The sequence below is a fragment of the Labrys sp. ALF-8 genome, from assembly GCF_059699065.1.
Genome location: NZ_AP048538.1, coordinates 1,800,743 through 1,815,179 on the forward strand (window position 1 = coordinate 1,800,743; position 14,437 = coordinate 1,815,179).

At 63.5% G+C, this 14,437-nt stretch carries 18 protein-coding genes; 4 read left to right on the forward strand and 14 right to left on the reverse strand.

The features are described from left to right. Positions 1 to 39 precede the first annotated feature (39 nt). Positions 40 to 813, forward strand: coding sequence for a TrmH family RNA methyltransferase (locus AC6H34_RS28635; RefSeq protein ID WP_448148098.1), 774 nt, complete (start codon positions 40 to 42; stop codon positions 811 to 813). A 20-nt stretch (positions 814 to 833) separates the two neighbouring features. On the opposite strand, the gene AC6H34_RS28640 is transcribed toward AC6H34_RS28635, so the two are convergent. From AC6H34_RS28640 to rpoZ, 11 genes are all read right to left on the reverse strand, one after another. Continuing rightward, positions 834 to 1,367 carry a hypothetical protein gene (locus tag AC6H34_RS28640; RefSeq protein ID WP_497541076.1) on the reverse strand — a complete coding sequence of 178 codons (534 nt, stop codon included), beginning with the start codon at positions 1,365 to 1,367 and terminating at the stop codon, positions 834 to 836. Positions 1,368 to 1,494: 127 nt separating this feature from the next. Beyond that, positions 1,495 to 1,647, reverse strand: coding sequence for a hypothetical protein (locus tag AC6H34_RS28645; protein ID WP_448148100.1), 153 nt, complete (start codon positions 1,645 to 1,647; stop codon positions 1,495 to 1,497). Positions 1,648 to 1,814: 167 nt separating this feature from the next. Continuing rightward, on the reverse strand, positions 1,815 to 2,546 hold the full coding sequence (gene recO, locus AC6H34_RS28650) for a DNA repair protein RecO (RefSeq protein WP_497541077.1): 732 nt from the start codon (positions 2,544 to 2,546) through the stop codon (positions 1,815 to 1,817). Positions 2,547 to 2,564: 18 nt separating this feature from the next. Then, complete coding sequence (era, locus tag AC6H34_RS28655; RefSeq protein WP_497541078.1) at positions 2,565 to 3,479, reverse strand: GTPase Era; 915 nt, start codon at positions 3,477 to 3,479, stop codon at positions 2,565 to 2,567. Positions 3,480 to 3,557: 78 nt separating this feature from the next. Further along, positions 3,558 to 4,271, reverse strand: coding sequence for a ribonuclease III (rnc, locus tag AC6H34_RS28660; protein ID WP_448148103.1), 714 nt, complete (start codon positions 4,269 to 4,271; stop codon positions 3,558 to 3,560). A gap of 222 nt (positions 4,272 to 4,493) precedes the next feature. After that, positions 4,494 to 5,312: a signal peptidase I gene (gene lepB / locus AC6H34_RS28665; RefSeq protein WP_448148104.1), complete on the reverse strand. Its 819-nt coding sequence runs from the start codon at positions 5,310 to 5,312 to the stop codon at positions 4,494 to 4,496. Between the two features lie 113 nt (positions 5,313 to 5,425). Further along, a complete protein-coding gene (gene acpS / locus AC6H34_RS28670; RefSeq protein ID WP_448148105.1) occupies positions 5,426 to 5,833 on the reverse strand; it encodes a holo-ACP synthase in 408 nt (135 codons plus the stop codon). Further along, positions 5,830 to 6,588, reverse strand: coding sequence for a pyridoxine 5'-phosphate synthase (locus AC6H34_RS28675; RefSeq protein WP_497541291.1), 759 nt, complete (start codon positions 6,586 to 6,588; stop codon positions 5,830 to 5,832). Before AC6H34_RS28675 ends, acpS begins: the two co-directional genes overlap by 4 nt. Positions 6,589 to 6,606: 18 nt before the next feature. After that, on the reverse strand, positions 6,607 to 7,191 hold the full coding sequence (gene pyrE / locus AC6H34_RS28680) for an orotate phosphoribosyltransferase (protein ID WP_497541292.1): 585 nt from the start codon (positions 7,189 to 7,191) through the stop codon (positions 6,607 to 6,609). 124 nt (positions 7,192 to 7,315) lie between these two features. Beyond that, positions 7,316 to 9,508, reverse strand: a complete 2,193-nt coding sequence (locus tag AC6H34_RS28685; protein ID WP_448151305.1) for a RelA/SpoT family protein — start codon at positions 9,506 to 9,508, stop codon at positions 7,316 to 7,318. 182 nt (positions 9,509 to 9,690) lie between these two features. Further along, positions 9,691 to 10,068 carry a DNA-directed RNA polymerase subunit omega gene (gene rpoZ, locus AC6H34_RS28690; RefSeq protein WP_497541079.1) on the reverse strand — a complete coding sequence of 126 codons (378 nt, stop codon included), beginning with the start codon at positions 10,066 to 10,068 and terminating at the stop codon, positions 9,691 to 9,693. A gap of 433 nt (positions 10,069 to 10,501) precedes the next feature. Between rpoZ and AC6H34_RS28695 the strand changes: the two genes are divergently transcribed. Further along, positions 10,502 to 11,170 carry a LabA-like NYN domain-containing protein gene (locus AC6H34_RS28695; protein WP_448148107.1) on the forward strand — a complete coding sequence of 223 codons (669 nt, stop codon included), beginning with the start codon at positions 10,502 to 10,504 and terminating at the stop codon, positions 11,168 to 11,170. Positions 11,171 to 11,358: 188 nt separating this feature from the next. Further along, positions 11,359 to 12,003, forward strand: coding sequence for a uracil-DNA glycosylase (locus AC6H34_RS28700; RefSeq protein WP_497541080.1), 645 nt, complete (start codon positions 11,359 to 11,361; stop codon positions 12,001 to 12,003). Between the two features lie 41 nt (positions 12,004 to 12,044). Here the strand turns inward: AC6H34_RS28700 and AC6H34_RS28705 are convergent, their stop codons facing one another. From AC6H34_RS28705 to dapA, 3 genes are read right to left on the reverse strand one after another with little or no spacing between them, the layout of a single operon-like run. Beyond that, a complete protein-coding gene (locus AC6H34_RS28705) occupies positions 12,045 to 12,674 on the reverse strand; it encodes an FMN-binding negative transcriptional regulator (RefSeq protein ID WP_497541081.1) in 630 nt (209 codons plus the stop codon). A 39-nt stretch (positions 12,675 to 12,713) separates the two neighbouring features. After that, positions 12,714 to 13,184 (reverse strand): SsrA-binding protein SmpB, encoded by a 471-nt coding sequence (gene smpB, locus AC6H34_RS28710; RefSeq protein WP_448148110.1) that lies wholly within the window; start codon positions 13,182 to 13,184, stop codon positions 12,714 to 12,716. A gap of 56 nt (positions 13,185 to 13,240) precedes the next feature. After that, entirely contained in the window at positions 13,241 to 14,128 is an 888-nt protein-coding gene (dapA, locus tag AC6H34_RS28715; protein ID WP_448148111.1) for a 4-hydroxy-tetrahydrodipicolinate synthase, read from the reverse strand. Between the two features lie 93 nt (positions 14,129 to 14,221). On the opposite strand from dapA, the gene AC6H34_RS28720 reads away from it, so the two are divergent. Beyond that, positions 14,222 to 14,386 (forward strand): hypothetical protein, encoded by a 165-nt coding sequence (locus AC6H34_RS28720; RefSeq protein ID WP_497541082.1) that lies wholly within the window; start codon positions 14,222 to 14,224, stop codon positions 14,384 to 14,386. Positions 14,387 to 14,437 lie beyond the last annotated feature (51 nt).

Here is a 14,437-nt window from a genome sequence, read left to right on the forward strand (position 1 = left end):
CCAGCCGTGCAATGGGCACGGGTGCAGACGGAGAAAGAGATGAACGACAGGGATCGCAGGAACCATCGCGGACACCACCGGGGGCATGCCAGCGAAGCCACTCCCGACACCGTGGTGATCTACGGCTGGCACCCCGTGCGCGAGGCCCTGCAGAATCCCGCGCGCAAGCTCAAGAGGCTTCTGGCGACCGAGAATGCCCTGAAACGCCTGGCGGAGGAGAACGTGCCGACGCGAATCAGGCCGGAGACCGTACGGCCGGCCGAGATCGACCGCCTGCTCACGCCCGATTCGATCCATCAGGGCCTTTATCTCGAAACGGCTCCCCTGCCCGCCCCTGCCTTCGGCGATCTCGGTTCGGGCGATATCGTACTGGTGCTCGACCAGATCACCGATCCCCACAATGTCGGCGCCATCGTCCGCTCGGCGGCTGCCTTCAAGGTAGCGGCGATCATCACCACCGAGCGCCATTCGCCGGCCGCCACCGGCGTTCTGGCGAAATCGGCTTCCGGCGGCCTCGAGCACGTGCCGATCGTATCGGTGAAGAATCTCGGCGACACGCTGGACGAAATGGGCGCCAGCGGCGTGATGCGAATCGGCCTCGATTCGGAGGGACCGGCAACGCTTGAGGGCACGGCCTTCCAAGGACCGCTGGCGCTGGTGCTGGGCGCGGAAGGCAAGGGCCTTCGCCAGCGCACGCGCTCGCTCTGCGATGCCCTGGCACGACTGGACATGCCGGGTGCGATCAAGAGCCTGAATGTCTCGAACGCAGCCGCCCTGGCCCTCTATGTGGCGAGGACGAAAGTCCCGGTCTGACTTCCGCTGCCGGGGTGCCGCTATTGCGCGGCGGGAGCCGGGGTCGGCGTGACGGCATCGAAGTCCATGCTCTCAAGGTTCGGCCGCGGGACAGGCAGTGCCCTCGCTTCCAGGACCGCCGCAGGCTTGGACTCCGGCACGGGTTTCGCCACGGGCAATGCCGCCGCTTTCGGCTTGGCCGGCGGAATGGTCACGGCCGTCCTCGGCTTCGCCGGCGCGATCCGGCGCGGCTGCTCGGGCACGCCGTATACGTTCCGGGGGGGACGCATCACGCGTGGCCGCACGAGCGGTCCGAAATCCTCGTCCCGTCCTACATAATCCGGATCGTCGTAGTAGGGCGCATAGGCCTGACGCCCCGCCCGAGGGCCCTGATAATAACGGTAGTCAGGCTGATACTCGTCGCGATAGGAAGGGGCCGGCGCATAATAGTCGCCGCCCCAGCCGCCCTCCACATAATACGGTCCGTCTCGCCATCCGGCCAACGCCGGCGCCACCGGCATCGCGGTGGCCAGGGTGAGTGAAATCGCCAGCAGGCGAAAGACAGGAACGGTCACGGGTCCATCCTCTGAAAATGCTTGGGAGGCGGTTAACCCAAGATCTGGGCGGAATAAGGATTGATTAACCTTTTGATCCCGCAACCCATCGATCTTGTCAAAAATTCAATGGAATCCTGCTTGCTCTTCAATCGTGATAGACGCCCATGAAGAAGGCGATCGCGATCATCAGCATGGCGGCAGAAGCCTTGTAGTCTCCCGACGCGAAGCAGAGTCCTCCTCCACCCACCAACGCAATCAATATTGCGATGGCAACCGCGTCCGCACCCCGTAATTTCAAGATAGCCCCCGCTTCGAAGGCTGGAAATGACAACCTTCGTCTGTGTTTTCGGATCAGATTACCCGTGACGCAAGCGTGAAATTTTATGCGGAGCGCGGCTTGGATGAACACGCCCTGCGTGTTCCCGTAAAGAACAGCAACTTCAATGACTTGTGTTTAAAAATCAACTAAGTCTCCTCCGCCCGAGCCGACAAGGCTTCGAGCAAGACCCGGCGCCCCTCGGGCATCGCAAGGCCGCGGGGGGAGAAAACGTCGCGCTCCAGGAAATACTGGGTCAGCCTGAGGGCGTCGGCGATGTCGGCCGAGCCGGGCATGCCCTCCTCGCCGCGCAGGAAACCCGGTAGCCGCAGCAGCTTGTCATGCCAGGGCGCGCCAGCCTCGCGGCTCACCGCCCGGCCGGACTTGGGCGAGACATAGACCAGATCGTCCTGCCGACCGGTGGCGGCGCAAGCGCTGAGGTCGAGCCCGAAGCCGAGTTCTGACAGGATTTCGAGTTCGAACCGCGCGATCAGCGCCGGTGCAAGACCGGCATCGCCCAACACCTCGATGACGTGACCGAGCGCTTCATGCAGCGCGGGATGCGGATCGCGCTCGGGCAGCAACCGCACCAGGGCGGCGACATGGGTCATGGCGAAAAGCGCCAGGCGCGAGGAGAGGAAACTCGCCGCATGCAGCGTCAACCCCTCGACGGCGTAGTGCCCCAGATGCCCGTCGATCCGCGCCCGCCAGACCAACTGCACCGCATTTCCAGGCTGGAGGACCGGCTGCAGCATACGCGACCGCCCTCCCCGGACTAGGCCGAGATGGCGACCGTGGTCCCGCGTCATCGCCTCGAGGATCACGCTGGACTCCCCGTGGCGCCTCACACCGAGGACGTAGCCGCTATCGGTCCATTCCATGGAAGGCCAGCACGCGTTTCACCGCTTCTCGACAGGAAATTCGAGCCCCATCTCGCGATAGCGCTCAGGATCGTCGGACCAGTTCTCGCGCACCTTCACGAAGAGGAAGAGATGAACCGGGGTCTCGGCCATCGCGGAGATTTCCTTGCGCGCGGCCATCGAGATCGCCTTGATCGTCTCGCCGCCCTTGCCGATGACGATCTTCTTCTGGCCCTCGCGCGCGACAAAGATCGTCTGCTCTATGCGGGCGGAGCCATCGCCCATCGACTTCCAGTCTGTCGTCTCGACCGTCGATTCGTAGGGCAACTCGTCGTGCAGGCGCAGGAACAGCTTCTCACGCGTGATCTCCGCGGCGAGCGAGCGCAGCGGCGCATCCGAGATCTGGTCTTCCGGGTAGAGCCAGGGGCCGGCGGGCATGATGCCTGCGAGATATGCGAGGAGATCCTCGACTCCGCTTCCCGTCAGGGCCGAAACCATGAAGGTGGCGGCGAATTTCTGCCGGGCGTTGATACCGGCGGCAAGGTCGAGCAGCGTCTCACGCTTCACGGCGTCGATCTTGTTGAGGATCAGGATCTTGGTCCGATTGGTGTCGGCGAGTTTTGCGAGGATAGCCTCGTTTCCTTCGTCGAGCCCCCGCTGTGCATCCACCAGCAGGCAGATCGCATCCGCGTCGGCGGCTCCGCCCCAGGCGGTGGTGACCATGGCCCTGTCGAGCCGGCGCTTGGGCTGAAAGATACCCGGCGTATCGACGAAAATGAGCTGGCACGCTCCGCTCATGGCGATGCCGCGCACGATGGCGCGCGTCGTCTGCACCTTGTGCGTGACGATGGAGAGCTTGGCGCCGACGATGGCGTTCATCAGCGTCGACTTGCCGGCATTGGGAGCGCCGATCAGTGCGACGAAGCCGCACCGGGTCTCGGGAGTGTCGTTCATTGAACCATCCATGGGCCGTTCCGAATGCGGATGCGGCATCTTCTCTATATAGCAGCGATTATCCGTCGTTGCCGGTAATCAATATCCCTTGCCTTCGAAGCCGATATGCTCGCGGGCCATGAAGGCGGCGGCCGCGGCCTGCTCGGCCAGGCGCTTCGATTTGCCCTCTCCCTCGGCGGAGACCTGCGTCTCCACGTCGACGGCTATGACGAAGCGCGGATTATGGTCCGGGCCGGAGCGCGAAACCAGCCGATAGGTCGGCGCCTTCAGCGCCCTCGCCTGTGCCCATTCCTGCAGCGCGGTCTTTGCATCGCTCGGCGGCCGGATCGGCGCGTGCAGGCGCTCGCGCCAGGCGCGTTCCACCATGGTACGGGCCGTCTCATACCCGGCATCGAGGAAAACGGCGCCGATGAGGGCTTCGCAGACGTCGCCCAGCGTGGTGAGCCGCTTGCGTCCGCCGGACTGGGCCTCGCCCATACCGAGCTTCACATGCGGACCGACCCCCCAGTCGGCGGCGACGGCCGCGCAGGTCTCCTTGCGCACGAGATCTGAAAGGCGCCGCGACATCGCTCCCTCCTCGTCGTCGGGGAAAGCGCGGAAGAGCATGTCGGCCACCGCCAGGCCCAGCACGCGGTCGCCCAGGAACTCCAGCCGCTGATAGCTCATCAGGCGCCCCGGTCCTTCGAGCGCGCTGATGTGGGTCAACGCACGCTCCAGCAGGCCTCGATCGGCGAACACATGGCCAATGGCGGCTTCCAGGGTCTCAAGCGGCGGCTTCTTCTTCACGCTCATTGAACTGGTCTAACTCGCGTCCGATGACGCCCTTCTTCGAATAGACCACGCGTGGGGTCCTGGAGATGGAGATTGCCGATGGAGACAACCGGCGTGACGGATTGTCATATCATGGCGACTGCCACTGGAAAGGACCTTCTTTCAGGCAATAGCCCCGCCGGGCGCCGGGCATCGCTTGCCGATGCCCCTGCGGCTGGCTCTATGCAAGAGATGCGGTCGGCCCTAGTGGATGAAGGAGAACAAGCGGCTGCCGCGGATTGTCCATGGCCACTGCCAGAACGCCAGCACGGAAGCGCTCTTGTCTTCGGGGCCGTCGCCCACCGAGAAGAAGATGATCTGGGCCTTGCCGACGAAGTTGTCGAGCGGGACATAGCCCACGCCCTGGTTCGTCATGTCGCGGGAATCGTCCGAATTGTCCCGATTGTCGCCCATCATGAAATAGTGGCCCGGCGGCACCACGAACTCTTCGGTGTTGTCGTAATAACCGGTGTCGCCGCTCACCTCGATGATGCGATGCTTCACGCCATTCGGCAGCGTCTCGATATAGGTCGGCACGTCGACGTCGCGGCCGAAGGCATCCTTCATCTGGAAGGGTGTGGTCGGCTCACGCTGCACGACGACGTTGTTGATATAGAGCCGCCCCTCCTTCATCTGGACGTGGTCGCCCGGCAGGCCGATCACGCGCTTGATGTAGTCGGTCGAATTGTCGCTGGGGAGCTTGAACACCGCGACGTCGCCACGCTTGGGACCGTCACCGGACCAGATGCGCCCGGCAGGCAGGATGTCGGAGACCAGGGGCACCGAGTAGCGCGACCAGCCGTAGCTGTATTTCGACACCATCACATAGTCACCCACAAGCAGCGTGGGGATCAGCGAACCCGAGGGAATATTGAAGGGCTGGAACAGGGCGGTGCGCACAACAAGTGCGATGATCAAAGCATGGATGATGATCTTGATGAGTTCGAGGATGCCACCGTCTTTAGTCTTCTTCGCAGCGCCGCTGGTGTTGGGCGTCTTGTTGGGTTCGCTGGCCACGCTCATCGATCTTCCATCTCTCGAGGCTGTCTTTCGAAACAACCCTGTCGCGGCTGCTATAACCTCTGGCGACTCCGGGCGCAACGACAGACCCGGTTTCTATGGCAGCAATGGGGCGTTCAACGCGAAGGACGCGCCTCTATGACCACGAAAGCCTGCGCCAGGGGGTGCTCGTCGCTCAAACTGAGGTGAACAACGGCGTCATGCCCTTCCGGCAGGAGGGCGTCGAGCATCGCGCGGGCCGTTCCGGTGAGCCGCATCGTCGGCCGCCCGGTCCTGTCGTTGACGACCTCCATATGGTGCCAGTGGACGCCTTGCATGCCGTTGACGCCCGTGCCGAGGGCCTTGGAGCAAGCTTCCTTCGCCGCAAAGCGCTTGGCCAGCGTGCCCGCCTTGTCGGCCCGCCCCGCCGCCTTCGCCCGCTCGGTCTCTGTGAAGCAGCGCTCCTCGAAACGGCGGCCGAAACGGCTCAATGCCGTCTCGATCCGCCTGATGTCGCAGAGATCGTTGCCGATGCCGATGATCATGCAGCCCGGCTCCGGCCTGCCGCCATGGCCGCCTTCACGGTTCTGATGCTTTCGGCGAGCCCGACGAAGATCGCCTCGCCGATGAGGAAATGGCCGGTATTGAATTCGGAGAATTGCGGAACCGCTGCCAGCGTCTCCGAGGTCTCGAAATCAAGCCCATGACCCGCATGTACCTCCAGGCCGAGCCCGGCGGCGATGGCGGCGCCAAGCTTGAGGCGCTCGAACTCCGCCGCCGCATGCCCACCCTGCCCGGCCGCCACGGCCTCGCACCAGGTGCCGGTGTGGAGTTCGACGATGTCGGCACCGAGGGCCGCGCAGGTTTCGAGCACAGCCCTGTCCGGCTCTACGAAGAGCGACACCCGGATACCGGCGTCCTTGAAACGGGGAATGGCGTTAAGAAGGTTCGCCTGCGCGCCCCGTACGTCGAGCCCGCCCTCGGTCGTGCGCTCCTCGCGCTTCTCGGGGACCAGGCATACGGCATGCGGCTTCACCTGGAGCGCGATGTCCAGCATCTGCGGTGTGACGGCCATTTCGAAATTCAAGGGAGCCGCCACCTCGGCCCTGATCCGGCGAATATCCTCGTCCCGGATATGACGGCGATCCTCGCGGAGATGCGCCGTGATGCCATCGGCGCCTGCCTCAATGGCGAGATGAGCGGCACGCACCGGATCAGGCCATTTACCGCCCCGCGCATTGCGGACGGTGGCGACGTGATCGACGTTGAGGCCGAGGCGAATATAGTCGGAACGCGTGATGGCGGACATGGCCCTGTCTCAGCTGGAAAGCGCGCGGCTGCCAGGCTTGACCACGGGAAGACTGGCAAGCTCGGGCGGCAATTGGTCGGCGGGGAAGGCGGGAATATCGAGAGTGGCCAGCGCCACCAGGGGCTTGCCGAGATCGGCCTTGCCGCCCGAACGGTCGATCAGGCAGGCGGCGCCGACCACCTCGCCCGGATGATCGGCGATCGCCGCCAGGCATTCGCGTGAGGAAAGGCCGGTGGTGACGATGTCCTCCACCATGACCACCCGGGCACCAGCGGGAATCTGGAATCCCCGGCGGAGCTGGAACCGTCCGTTCTCGCGCTCGACGAACACGGCCTTGGCGCCCAGGGCTCGGGCAGTCTCGTAGCCCGGCACGATGCCGCCGACGGCTGGTGAAACCACCATGTCGATCTTGCCGAACCGTGCGCGGATCTTCTCGGCCAGCGCGCGGCAGAGGCGCTCGGTGCGGGCAGGATCCATGAAGATGAACATCTTCTGCAGGAATACCGGCGAGTGCAGGCCGGAGGAGAGGATGAAATGCCCTTCCAAGAGGGCGCCCGCATCCTTGAATTCGGCCAGCACTTCATCCTGCGTCATCATCTTCTCCTGCGATTTGCCGGCTGTAGGGGCTACGCTTCCGCAGCCCGCAGATCAATGGCCGCTTCCCGTCAGGGCGAAAATTTTGTCACGAGGGCCATTCCCGGGCACCGGGTGCCGCCGCCTACACGATGCGCGTCACCTCGCTCACGACCTTGCGGGCCCGCAGACCGTCGATGATGGCAAGCAGGTGCTTGAGGTCGTAGACCTCGATGTCGATGATCATCTCCGTCATGTCGAAGGACCGGCGCTGCATGGCGAGATTGTCGATGTTGCCGTCTGTCTCAGCGATGACCTGGGCGATCTGCGCGAGCGTGCCGGGTTCATTGATCGAAACGACCTGGATCCGGGCAGGATAACGCTCCGCCCTCGTGGCTTCGAGATCCCAGCGCACGTCAAGCCAGAGTTCGGGGTGGTCCTCGAAATTGGCGAGCGCCGGAGACTGGATCGGATAGATGGTGATCGCCTCGTCCGGCGTGAGGATGGCGACGATGCGATCGCCCGGCACGGCGCCCCCTTCGGAGAACCGCACGGGCAGGTCGCCCATCAGTCCACGCACGGGAATGGCGGCCTTGGCCGGATCGCCGCCGCCCGGAAGCTTGAAGCGCAGATTCTGCCCGCCCTGCAGTCCGAACCAGGTCTCGTCCAGCCCGGCGGCGGCATGGCTGGACTGTTCGAGCTTGAAGTCGGGGAAGACGGCCCGAACGACGTCCTGAGAACGCATCTCTCCGCGCCCCACGGCGGTGAGCACGTCCTCGACGCTCTTGCGGGCGAGCCGCTTCAGCGCTCCCTGCAGCGCATCGGGAGAATAGGTCCTGTCCAGGCGCTCGAAGGCGCGCTCGATGATGCGCTGCCCCAGGCCCGCATATTGCGCGCGCACGGCGCTGCGCGTCGCCTTGCGGATCGCGGCTCGTGCCCGGCCGGTGACGACCAGTGTTTCCCATGCCGCAGGCGGGGTCTGCTCCTTGGCCGTGATGATCGCCACCTCGTCGCCGTTGAAGAGTTCGGAGACCAGCGGCGCGGTCCGGCCATTGACCCGGCAGCCCACGGCCGTGTTGCCGACATCGGTGTGCACGGCATAGGCGAAGTCGATGGCATTGGCGCCGCGCGGCAGGGTGATCAGCTTGCCCTTCGGCGTGAAGCAGAACACCTGATCCTGGAAGAGTTCGAGCTTGGTATGCTCCAGGAACTCCTCTGGATTGTCGCCTTCCGCCAGCATGGCCATGGTCCTGCGCAGCCACGCGAAGGCCCGGCTCTCGCCCTCGAGGCGAAGCGTGTCGCCGGCCTTGTTCTCCTTGTAGAGAGCGTGGGCCGCGATCCCCAATTCGGCGATGCGGTGCATTTCCTCGGTGCGGATCTGCAGCTCCACGCGCTGCTGGCCCGGCCCGATGACGGTGGTGTGCAGGGACCGGTAGTCGTTCTGCTTGGGCGTCGAGATGTAGTCCTTGAAGCGCCCCGGCACGAGCGGCCACTTGGTGTGGACGATGCCCAGCGCGCGATAGCAATCCTCGACCGTATTCACCAATACGCGAAAGGCGAAGATGTCGGAAAGCTGCTCGAAGGCCACCTGCTTCTGCTCGGTCTTCTTGAAGATCGAATAGGGCCGCTTCTCTCGACCCTTGACGGTCGCCTCGATTCCGCTTTCCCGCAGTTGTTCCCGCAGATCGCTCTCGATCTCCGCGATCAGGGCGCCGTTGCGACGCTTGAGGCCTTCGAGGCGCCGCACGATCGTCTCGTAATGCGCAGGCTGGAGTTCGTGGAAGGACAGGTCCTCCAGTTCCTCGCGCATGTCCTGCATGCCCATGCGCCCGGCAAGCGGGGCATAGATGTCGAGCGTCTCCTGTGCGATGCGGGCGCGCTTCTCGGCCTTCATGAAGTTGAGCGTGCGCATGTTGTGGAGGCGGTCGGCGAGCTTGACGAGCAGTACGCGGACATCCTCGACGATGGCGAGCAGGAGCTTGCGCAGGTTCTCGGCCTGCTTGGCCTCCTTGGAGACGAGATCGAGCTTCTTGATCTTGGTCAGGCCGTCCACGAGAGCGGCGATCTCCTTGCCGAAGCGACGCTCGATTTCGCCGCGCGTGGCGTCCGTGTCCTCGATGGTGTCGTGCAGGAGGGCGGCGGCGATGGTGGCGTCGTCGAGCTTGAGATCGGTGAGGAGCGAGGCGACCTGGAGCGGATGGGAGAAATAGGGATCGCCCGAGGCACGGAACTGCGCCCCATGCTTCTGCATCGCATACACATAGGCAGCGTTCAGCAGGTCTTCGTTCACGGCCGGATTATAGGCCCTGACCTTGTCGACCAGTTCGTATTGCCGCATCAGGCGGAAAGGCGCCGTCACTCACATTCTCCCGCCGGATACGCTCTTGCCCCGGCATTCTCAACGCTTGCATGGCCACGATCTGTGGCCGGCAGGAACGCTATTCAATACGGCTGGTATGCAAAAGAAAAGCGGGCCGGCAATGCCGGCCCGCTTTATCTCGCCTGCAATGCAGGAAGACCTTACTCTTCGTCGTCCGAACCGTTGTTGGCCGGGGGTACGAGGCCCTCGAGGCCGCGCAGCAGATCCTCTTCGGACATGCGGTCGAAGGCGATGTTGTCGTCGGAATCACCAGCGGCGAGAGCGGCCGGATCCGATTCGGGCTCGTCCACCTCGACATATTTCTGCATCGAGTGGATGAGGTCTTCCTTCAGATCGTCCGGCGTCAGCGTTTCGTCTGCGATCTCGCGCAAAGCCACAACCGGGTTTTTATCGCGATCGCGCTCGACAGTCAGCGCCGCACCGCCCGCGATCATGCGTGCGCGGTGGCTGGCGAGCAGAACCAGTTCGAAACGGTTCTCGACCTTGTCGATGCAATCTTCCACCGTGACGCGGGCCATGGCGAAGCCTTTCTGTAACCGTGTTTTGGGGTCAAGCGGGCCAAGTACACCGAGCCGGGGCTTTGTGCAACCCCAATCGTGGGCGCACGGCAATATTCGGCGGCTGAACCCACTTCGCGCTGCGTAAGACTTTCGAAGGAGTTCGACAATAACGAGCCTGGACGTCTCGATATTATAATAAACCAATCTCCCAGCGTGGCTGAAGAATTCCAATGTAGCGGCGCAGATCGCAGACTTGACTTTCTATACCGTCCTAGGCACAAGCGGATAGCGGTAAGCTTAAGCTTGTCGTTGCTGGCTTTTCGCTGAGATTAGACACAAAGCAGTCGCTTTATCCTGTCTCGGTACCCAATACTAAACTTAAATTTAGACACAAAATTTCGCTATGCTTCCAAAGCCGGCCTTAGCACAACGGACCCTGACTGGCAGAAGAATGAACAACACCCAGGAACGCATCGCCCTCTTTATCGACGGCGCCAACCTTTACGCCACGGCAAAAAGCTTGGGGTTCGATATCGACTATCGGAAGATGCTCAAGGAATACCAGAGCCGCGGCTATCTGGTCCGAGCGTTCTATTATACCGCCCTGGTCGAGGATCAGGAATATTCCTCCATTCGCCCGCTGATCGACTGGCTGGACTACAATGGCTATGCCGTGGTGACCAAGCCGACCAAGGAATTTGTCGATTCCACCGGTCGCCGCAAGGTGAAGGGCAATATGGACATCGAGCTGGCCATCGATGCGATGGAACTGGCCGACCACATTTCCCACATGATCCTGTTCTCGGGCGACGGAGACTTCCGGTCCTTGGTTGAGGCCATGCAGCGCAAGGGCGTACGCGTTTCCGTCGTCTCCACCGTTTCGACGCAGCCGCCCATGGTGGCCGACGAACTGCGCCGTCAGGCCGACGAGTTCGTCGACCTCGTGACCCTGCAGGGCAAGATCGGCCGCGACCCTTCGGAACGCGCGGTTCGTAGCCAGTCCGGCCCCAGTTACCCCGCCGGTCCGGGCGCTCCGCGCCAGACGCCCCAGCAAGGCTTCGCCGGACAGACGCCGGGTTTCATGTCCGCCGGCGTCAACAACCAGGGCGAGGAAGAGTAGGCGCAGCTACCCTACGGGATCTGCCTGGATTGCTGAGCGATATGGGACCGCGGCGAAGGGCCCTCGAACCTTCCGCCCGGTCCTGAACGGTTGAAAACGTGCGAAGGCAACCTTGTAATCCGCCACCGTTTCGCGTTTGACAGGTCTATCCGTTTCTCCGGCCCCTCCAAGCGCAAGATAAGTTCCCGATGTCCCTCCTGCCGACTACCGAGCCGGGCCGCGACTGTCCGCTCTGCGAGCGCCTCGTGGCATTTCGTCAGCATTGGCGCGCCAGGGAACCCGGCTGGCACAATGCGCCGGTGCCGAGTTTCGGAGCGTCGGCCGCCCGCCTGCTGATCGTGGGCCTCGCACCCGGCCTGCAAGGCGCCAACAGGACCGGCCGTCCCTTCACCGGCGACTGGGCGGGCGACCTTCTCTACGAAACGCTGGGCGACTTCGGCTTTGCCACCGGCACCTATGACGAGCGGCCGGATGACGGCCTCGAACTCGTCGACTGCCGCATTACCAATGCCGTACGCTGCGTGCCGCCCGAGAACAAGCCGACGGGCGGCGAGATCGCCACCTGCCGCCCCTTCCTGACGCGCACCGTCGAGGAGATGGGTGGCCTCCAGGTCATTCTCGCCCTTGGCAAGATCGGCCATGACAGCGTCGTCACCGCCCTTGGCGAACGACCGGCACGCTATCGCTTCGCCCATCATGCCCGGCACAGCATCGGAAAATTCGTGCTGATCGACAGCTACCACTGCTCTCGCTACAACACGAATACGGGCCGGCTCACGACTGAGATGTTCCGCGAGGTCTTCCGGACGATCCGGACGCTGCTGCCCGCCTGACGAGCCTGTCCGCGGAAGGCGAACCAACCGGAAGAGGCGAGTCAGTCCTCCGAGGCCCGCTTCACGAGATCCGCCATCGCGCCGTCGCCATCCGCCGACAAGCCCGCGTAAACGCCCTCGCGGTCCGCCGCGGGACGGTTCTGGCTGACCTTCCATTTGCCCTTGAGGGCGGTGATCTCGATTTCGATGCCGACGATGCCCTTGACCTGGGACTGGAGGAATGCCTCCGGCGCATCATCGACATGCCAGGGCAGCGCGCGGCCGGCTTCATGGGTCTCGGTCAGGGCCGAGATCTGCCGGCGCAGCCAGGCCGGATCGTCGAATATCCGCAGTCGCCCATGCGCATGCACGGTGACGTAGTTCCAGGTCGGCACCACCTTGCCGGTCTCGCGCTTGGTCTCGTACCAGCTTGGCGAGATATAGCTCTCCGCCCCCTGGAAGATCACCAGCACCTCGATGCCGGAATCGTGGCGGCGGGCAAGATCGTTGGCCCGCGCGATATGGGCAAGCAGCGTGCCCTCTGGTCCGCGCCCGGCGTCCAGCAGCATGGGAACATGATTGGCGTCGAGCCTGCCGTCCGAGAATGTCACCAGAGCCGCCAGCGGGTGGGCGCGCATCATGGCGTGCAGAACCTCTCGGCGTTCTTCGCGAAAGTGAGGAGGCTGATACATCCTGCAACTCCTTGAATGGTGCCGGTGGTATGTCGGCCCTTAGCCCTTGTCGCGCAGCAGGCGCCCCTTTTCGCGTTGCCAGTCGCGCTTCTTCTCGGTCTCACGCTTGTCGCCCATGGTCTTGCCGCGAGCCAGCGCCAGCTCGATCTTCGCCCTGCCCTGCTCGTTGAAATAGAGCTTGGTGGGAACGATCGTCAGCCCGTCGCGCTGTACGGCACCGATCAGCTTGGAGATCTGGCGCTTGTGAAGCAGCAATTTGCGGGGCCGCTTGCGCTCGTGATTGAAGCGGTTGGCCTGGAGATATTCGGGGATGTCGGCATTGAACAGCAACAACTCATCGCCGGACGGCCCGGCATAGGATTCGCCGATCGTCGCCTTGCCCAGACGCAACGATTTCACCTCGGTTCCGGCCAGGACGATGCCGGCCTCGAAGGTATCGAGCAATTCGTAATTGAATCGCGCCTTGCGGTTGTCGGCGACCAGCTTCTGGGCGCCCTTCTTGTCGGACACGTCTTTCTCGCTTTCAGTGCATCAGGGCGTGTGATGGGACACCCGCCCCGGGCTCGTCAGTTCACGAGGCCTGCATGGACCATGGCCTGCCGGATCTGGTTGCGGGCGCCATCGGTGACGGGCAGCAGCGGCAGGCGAACCTCCTCCTTGACCCGACCGAGGATCGCCAGGCCGCACTTGGCGCCCGCGAGTCCCGGTTCGAGGAAGGTCGCAGCATGAAGTGGGATCAGGCGGTCCTGGATTTCAAGGGCTGCGGCATAATCGCCGCGCAATGTGGCATCCTGCAACTGGGCACACAGGCCGGGGGCGATGTTCGATACCACCGAGATGCACCCCTGCCCACCGGCGGCGTTGAAGGCGAGGGCCGTCATGTCCTCGCCCGAAAGCTGGATGAAATCGGGGCCGAGCAGCTGGCGCTGCTGCGAGACGCGGGCGAGATTACCCGTGGCGTCCTTGACGCCGACGATGTTCTTCAGCTCGTAGAGGCGCTTCATCGTCTCCACCGACATATCCACCACCGAACGCGGCGGGATGTTGTAGATGAAGATCGGGATATTGATGGCGTCGTTCACCGCCTTGAAGTGCTGGTAGAGCCCTTCCTGGGTCGGCTTGTTGTAATAGGGCGTGACCACCAGCACGGCATCCGCGCCGGCCTTCTCCGCATGCCTGGCAAGATCGATGGCCTCGACCGTATTGTTGGAGCCGGCCCCGGCGATGACCGGCACGCGGCCTGCGGCTTGAGAGATGCAGATTTCCACCGCGCGACGGTGCTCGGCATGGCTGAGGGTCGGGCTCTCACCCGTGGTGCCCACGGGCACGAGACCGCTGGTGCCTTCGGCGATCTGCCAGTCGATCAGGTCACGGAAGCCTTTCTCGTCCAGAGCACCGTCGCGAAACGGCGTCACCAGGGCGGTGAGCGAACCTCTGAACTTTGCCTTCGACATGATCTCACTCCGCAATCGCAAGCTGACGGGCCGCTCGGTCGCAGCGCCGTCACCGGGCCAGACATATACGAGCGTATCAGCCACGGAAAGAGCATGACCGCTGATTCCGGGCCGAAAATGCCCACTTTAAGGCTCAACATTTTCGCATTCGTCTGGTTAACGGAGCTGGTCCGGGCCGGTGAGATGAAAAATGGAACCGGAATCCCGAATCTGCCGCCATCGAGCCATGAAAATCCCCATTTTCTCACGCCTGTGTGATGGCGATACTGTGGCATTACCATGGTGTAATTCATGCTTCGTCAATGAGGG

Bases quoted from the DNA above. Each gene is read 5' to 3' on its own strand.
- AC6H34_RS28635 (WP_448148098.1), top strand. From the start codon at position 40: ATGAACGACAGGGATCGCAGGAACCATCGCGGACACCACCGGGGGCAT.
- recO (WP_497541077.1), bottom strand. From the start codon at position 2,546: ATGGAATGGACCGATAGCGGCTACGTCCTCGGTGTGAGGCGCCACGGG.
- era (WP_497541078.1), bottom strand. From the start codon at position 3,479: ATGAACGACACTCCCGAGACCCGGTGCGGCTTCGTCGCACTGATCGGC.
- rnc (WP_448148103.1), bottom strand. From the start codon at position 4,271: ATGAGCGTGAAGAAGAAGCCGCCGCTTGAGACCCTGGAAGCCGCCATT.
- lepB (WP_448148104.1), bottom strand. From the start codon at position 5,312: ATGAGCGTGGCCAGCGAACCCAACAAGACGCCCAACACCAGCGGCGCT.
- acpS (WP_448148105.1), bottom strand. From the start codon at position 5,833: ATGATCATCGGCATCGGCAACGATCTCTGCGACATCAGGCGGATCGAG.
- pyrE (WP_497541292.1), bottom strand. From the start codon at position 7,191: ATGACGCAGGATGAAGTGCTGGCCGAATTCAAGGATGCGGGCGCCCTC.
- AC6H34_RS28685 (WP_448151305.1), bottom strand. From the start codon at position 9,508: ATGCGGCAATACGAACTGGTCGACAAGGTCAGGGCCTATAATCCGGCC.
- rpoZ (WP_497541079.1), bottom strand. From the start codon at position 10,068: ATGGCCCGCGTCACGGTGGAAGATTGCATCGACAAGGTCGAGAACCGT.
- AC6H34_RS28695 (WP_448148107.1), top strand. From the start codon at position 10,502: ATGAACAACACCCAGGAACGCATCGCCCTCTTTATCGACGGCGCCAAC.
- AC6H34_RS28700 (WP_497541080.1), top strand. From the start codon at position 11,359: ATGTCCCTCCTGCCGACTACCGAGCCGGGCCGCGACTGTCCGCTCTGC.
- AC6H34_RS28705 (WP_497541081.1), bottom strand. From the start codon at position 12,674: ATGTATCAGCCTCCTCACTTTCGCGAAGAACGCCGAGAGGTTCTGCAC.
- dapA (WP_448148111.1), bottom strand. From the start codon at position 14,128: ATGTCGAAGGCAAAGTTCAGAGGTTCGCTCACCGCCCTGGTGACGCCG.
- AC6H34_RS28720 (WP_497541082.1), top strand. From the start codon at position 14,222: ATGACCGCTGATTCCGGGCCGAAAATGCCCACTTTAAGGCTCAACATT.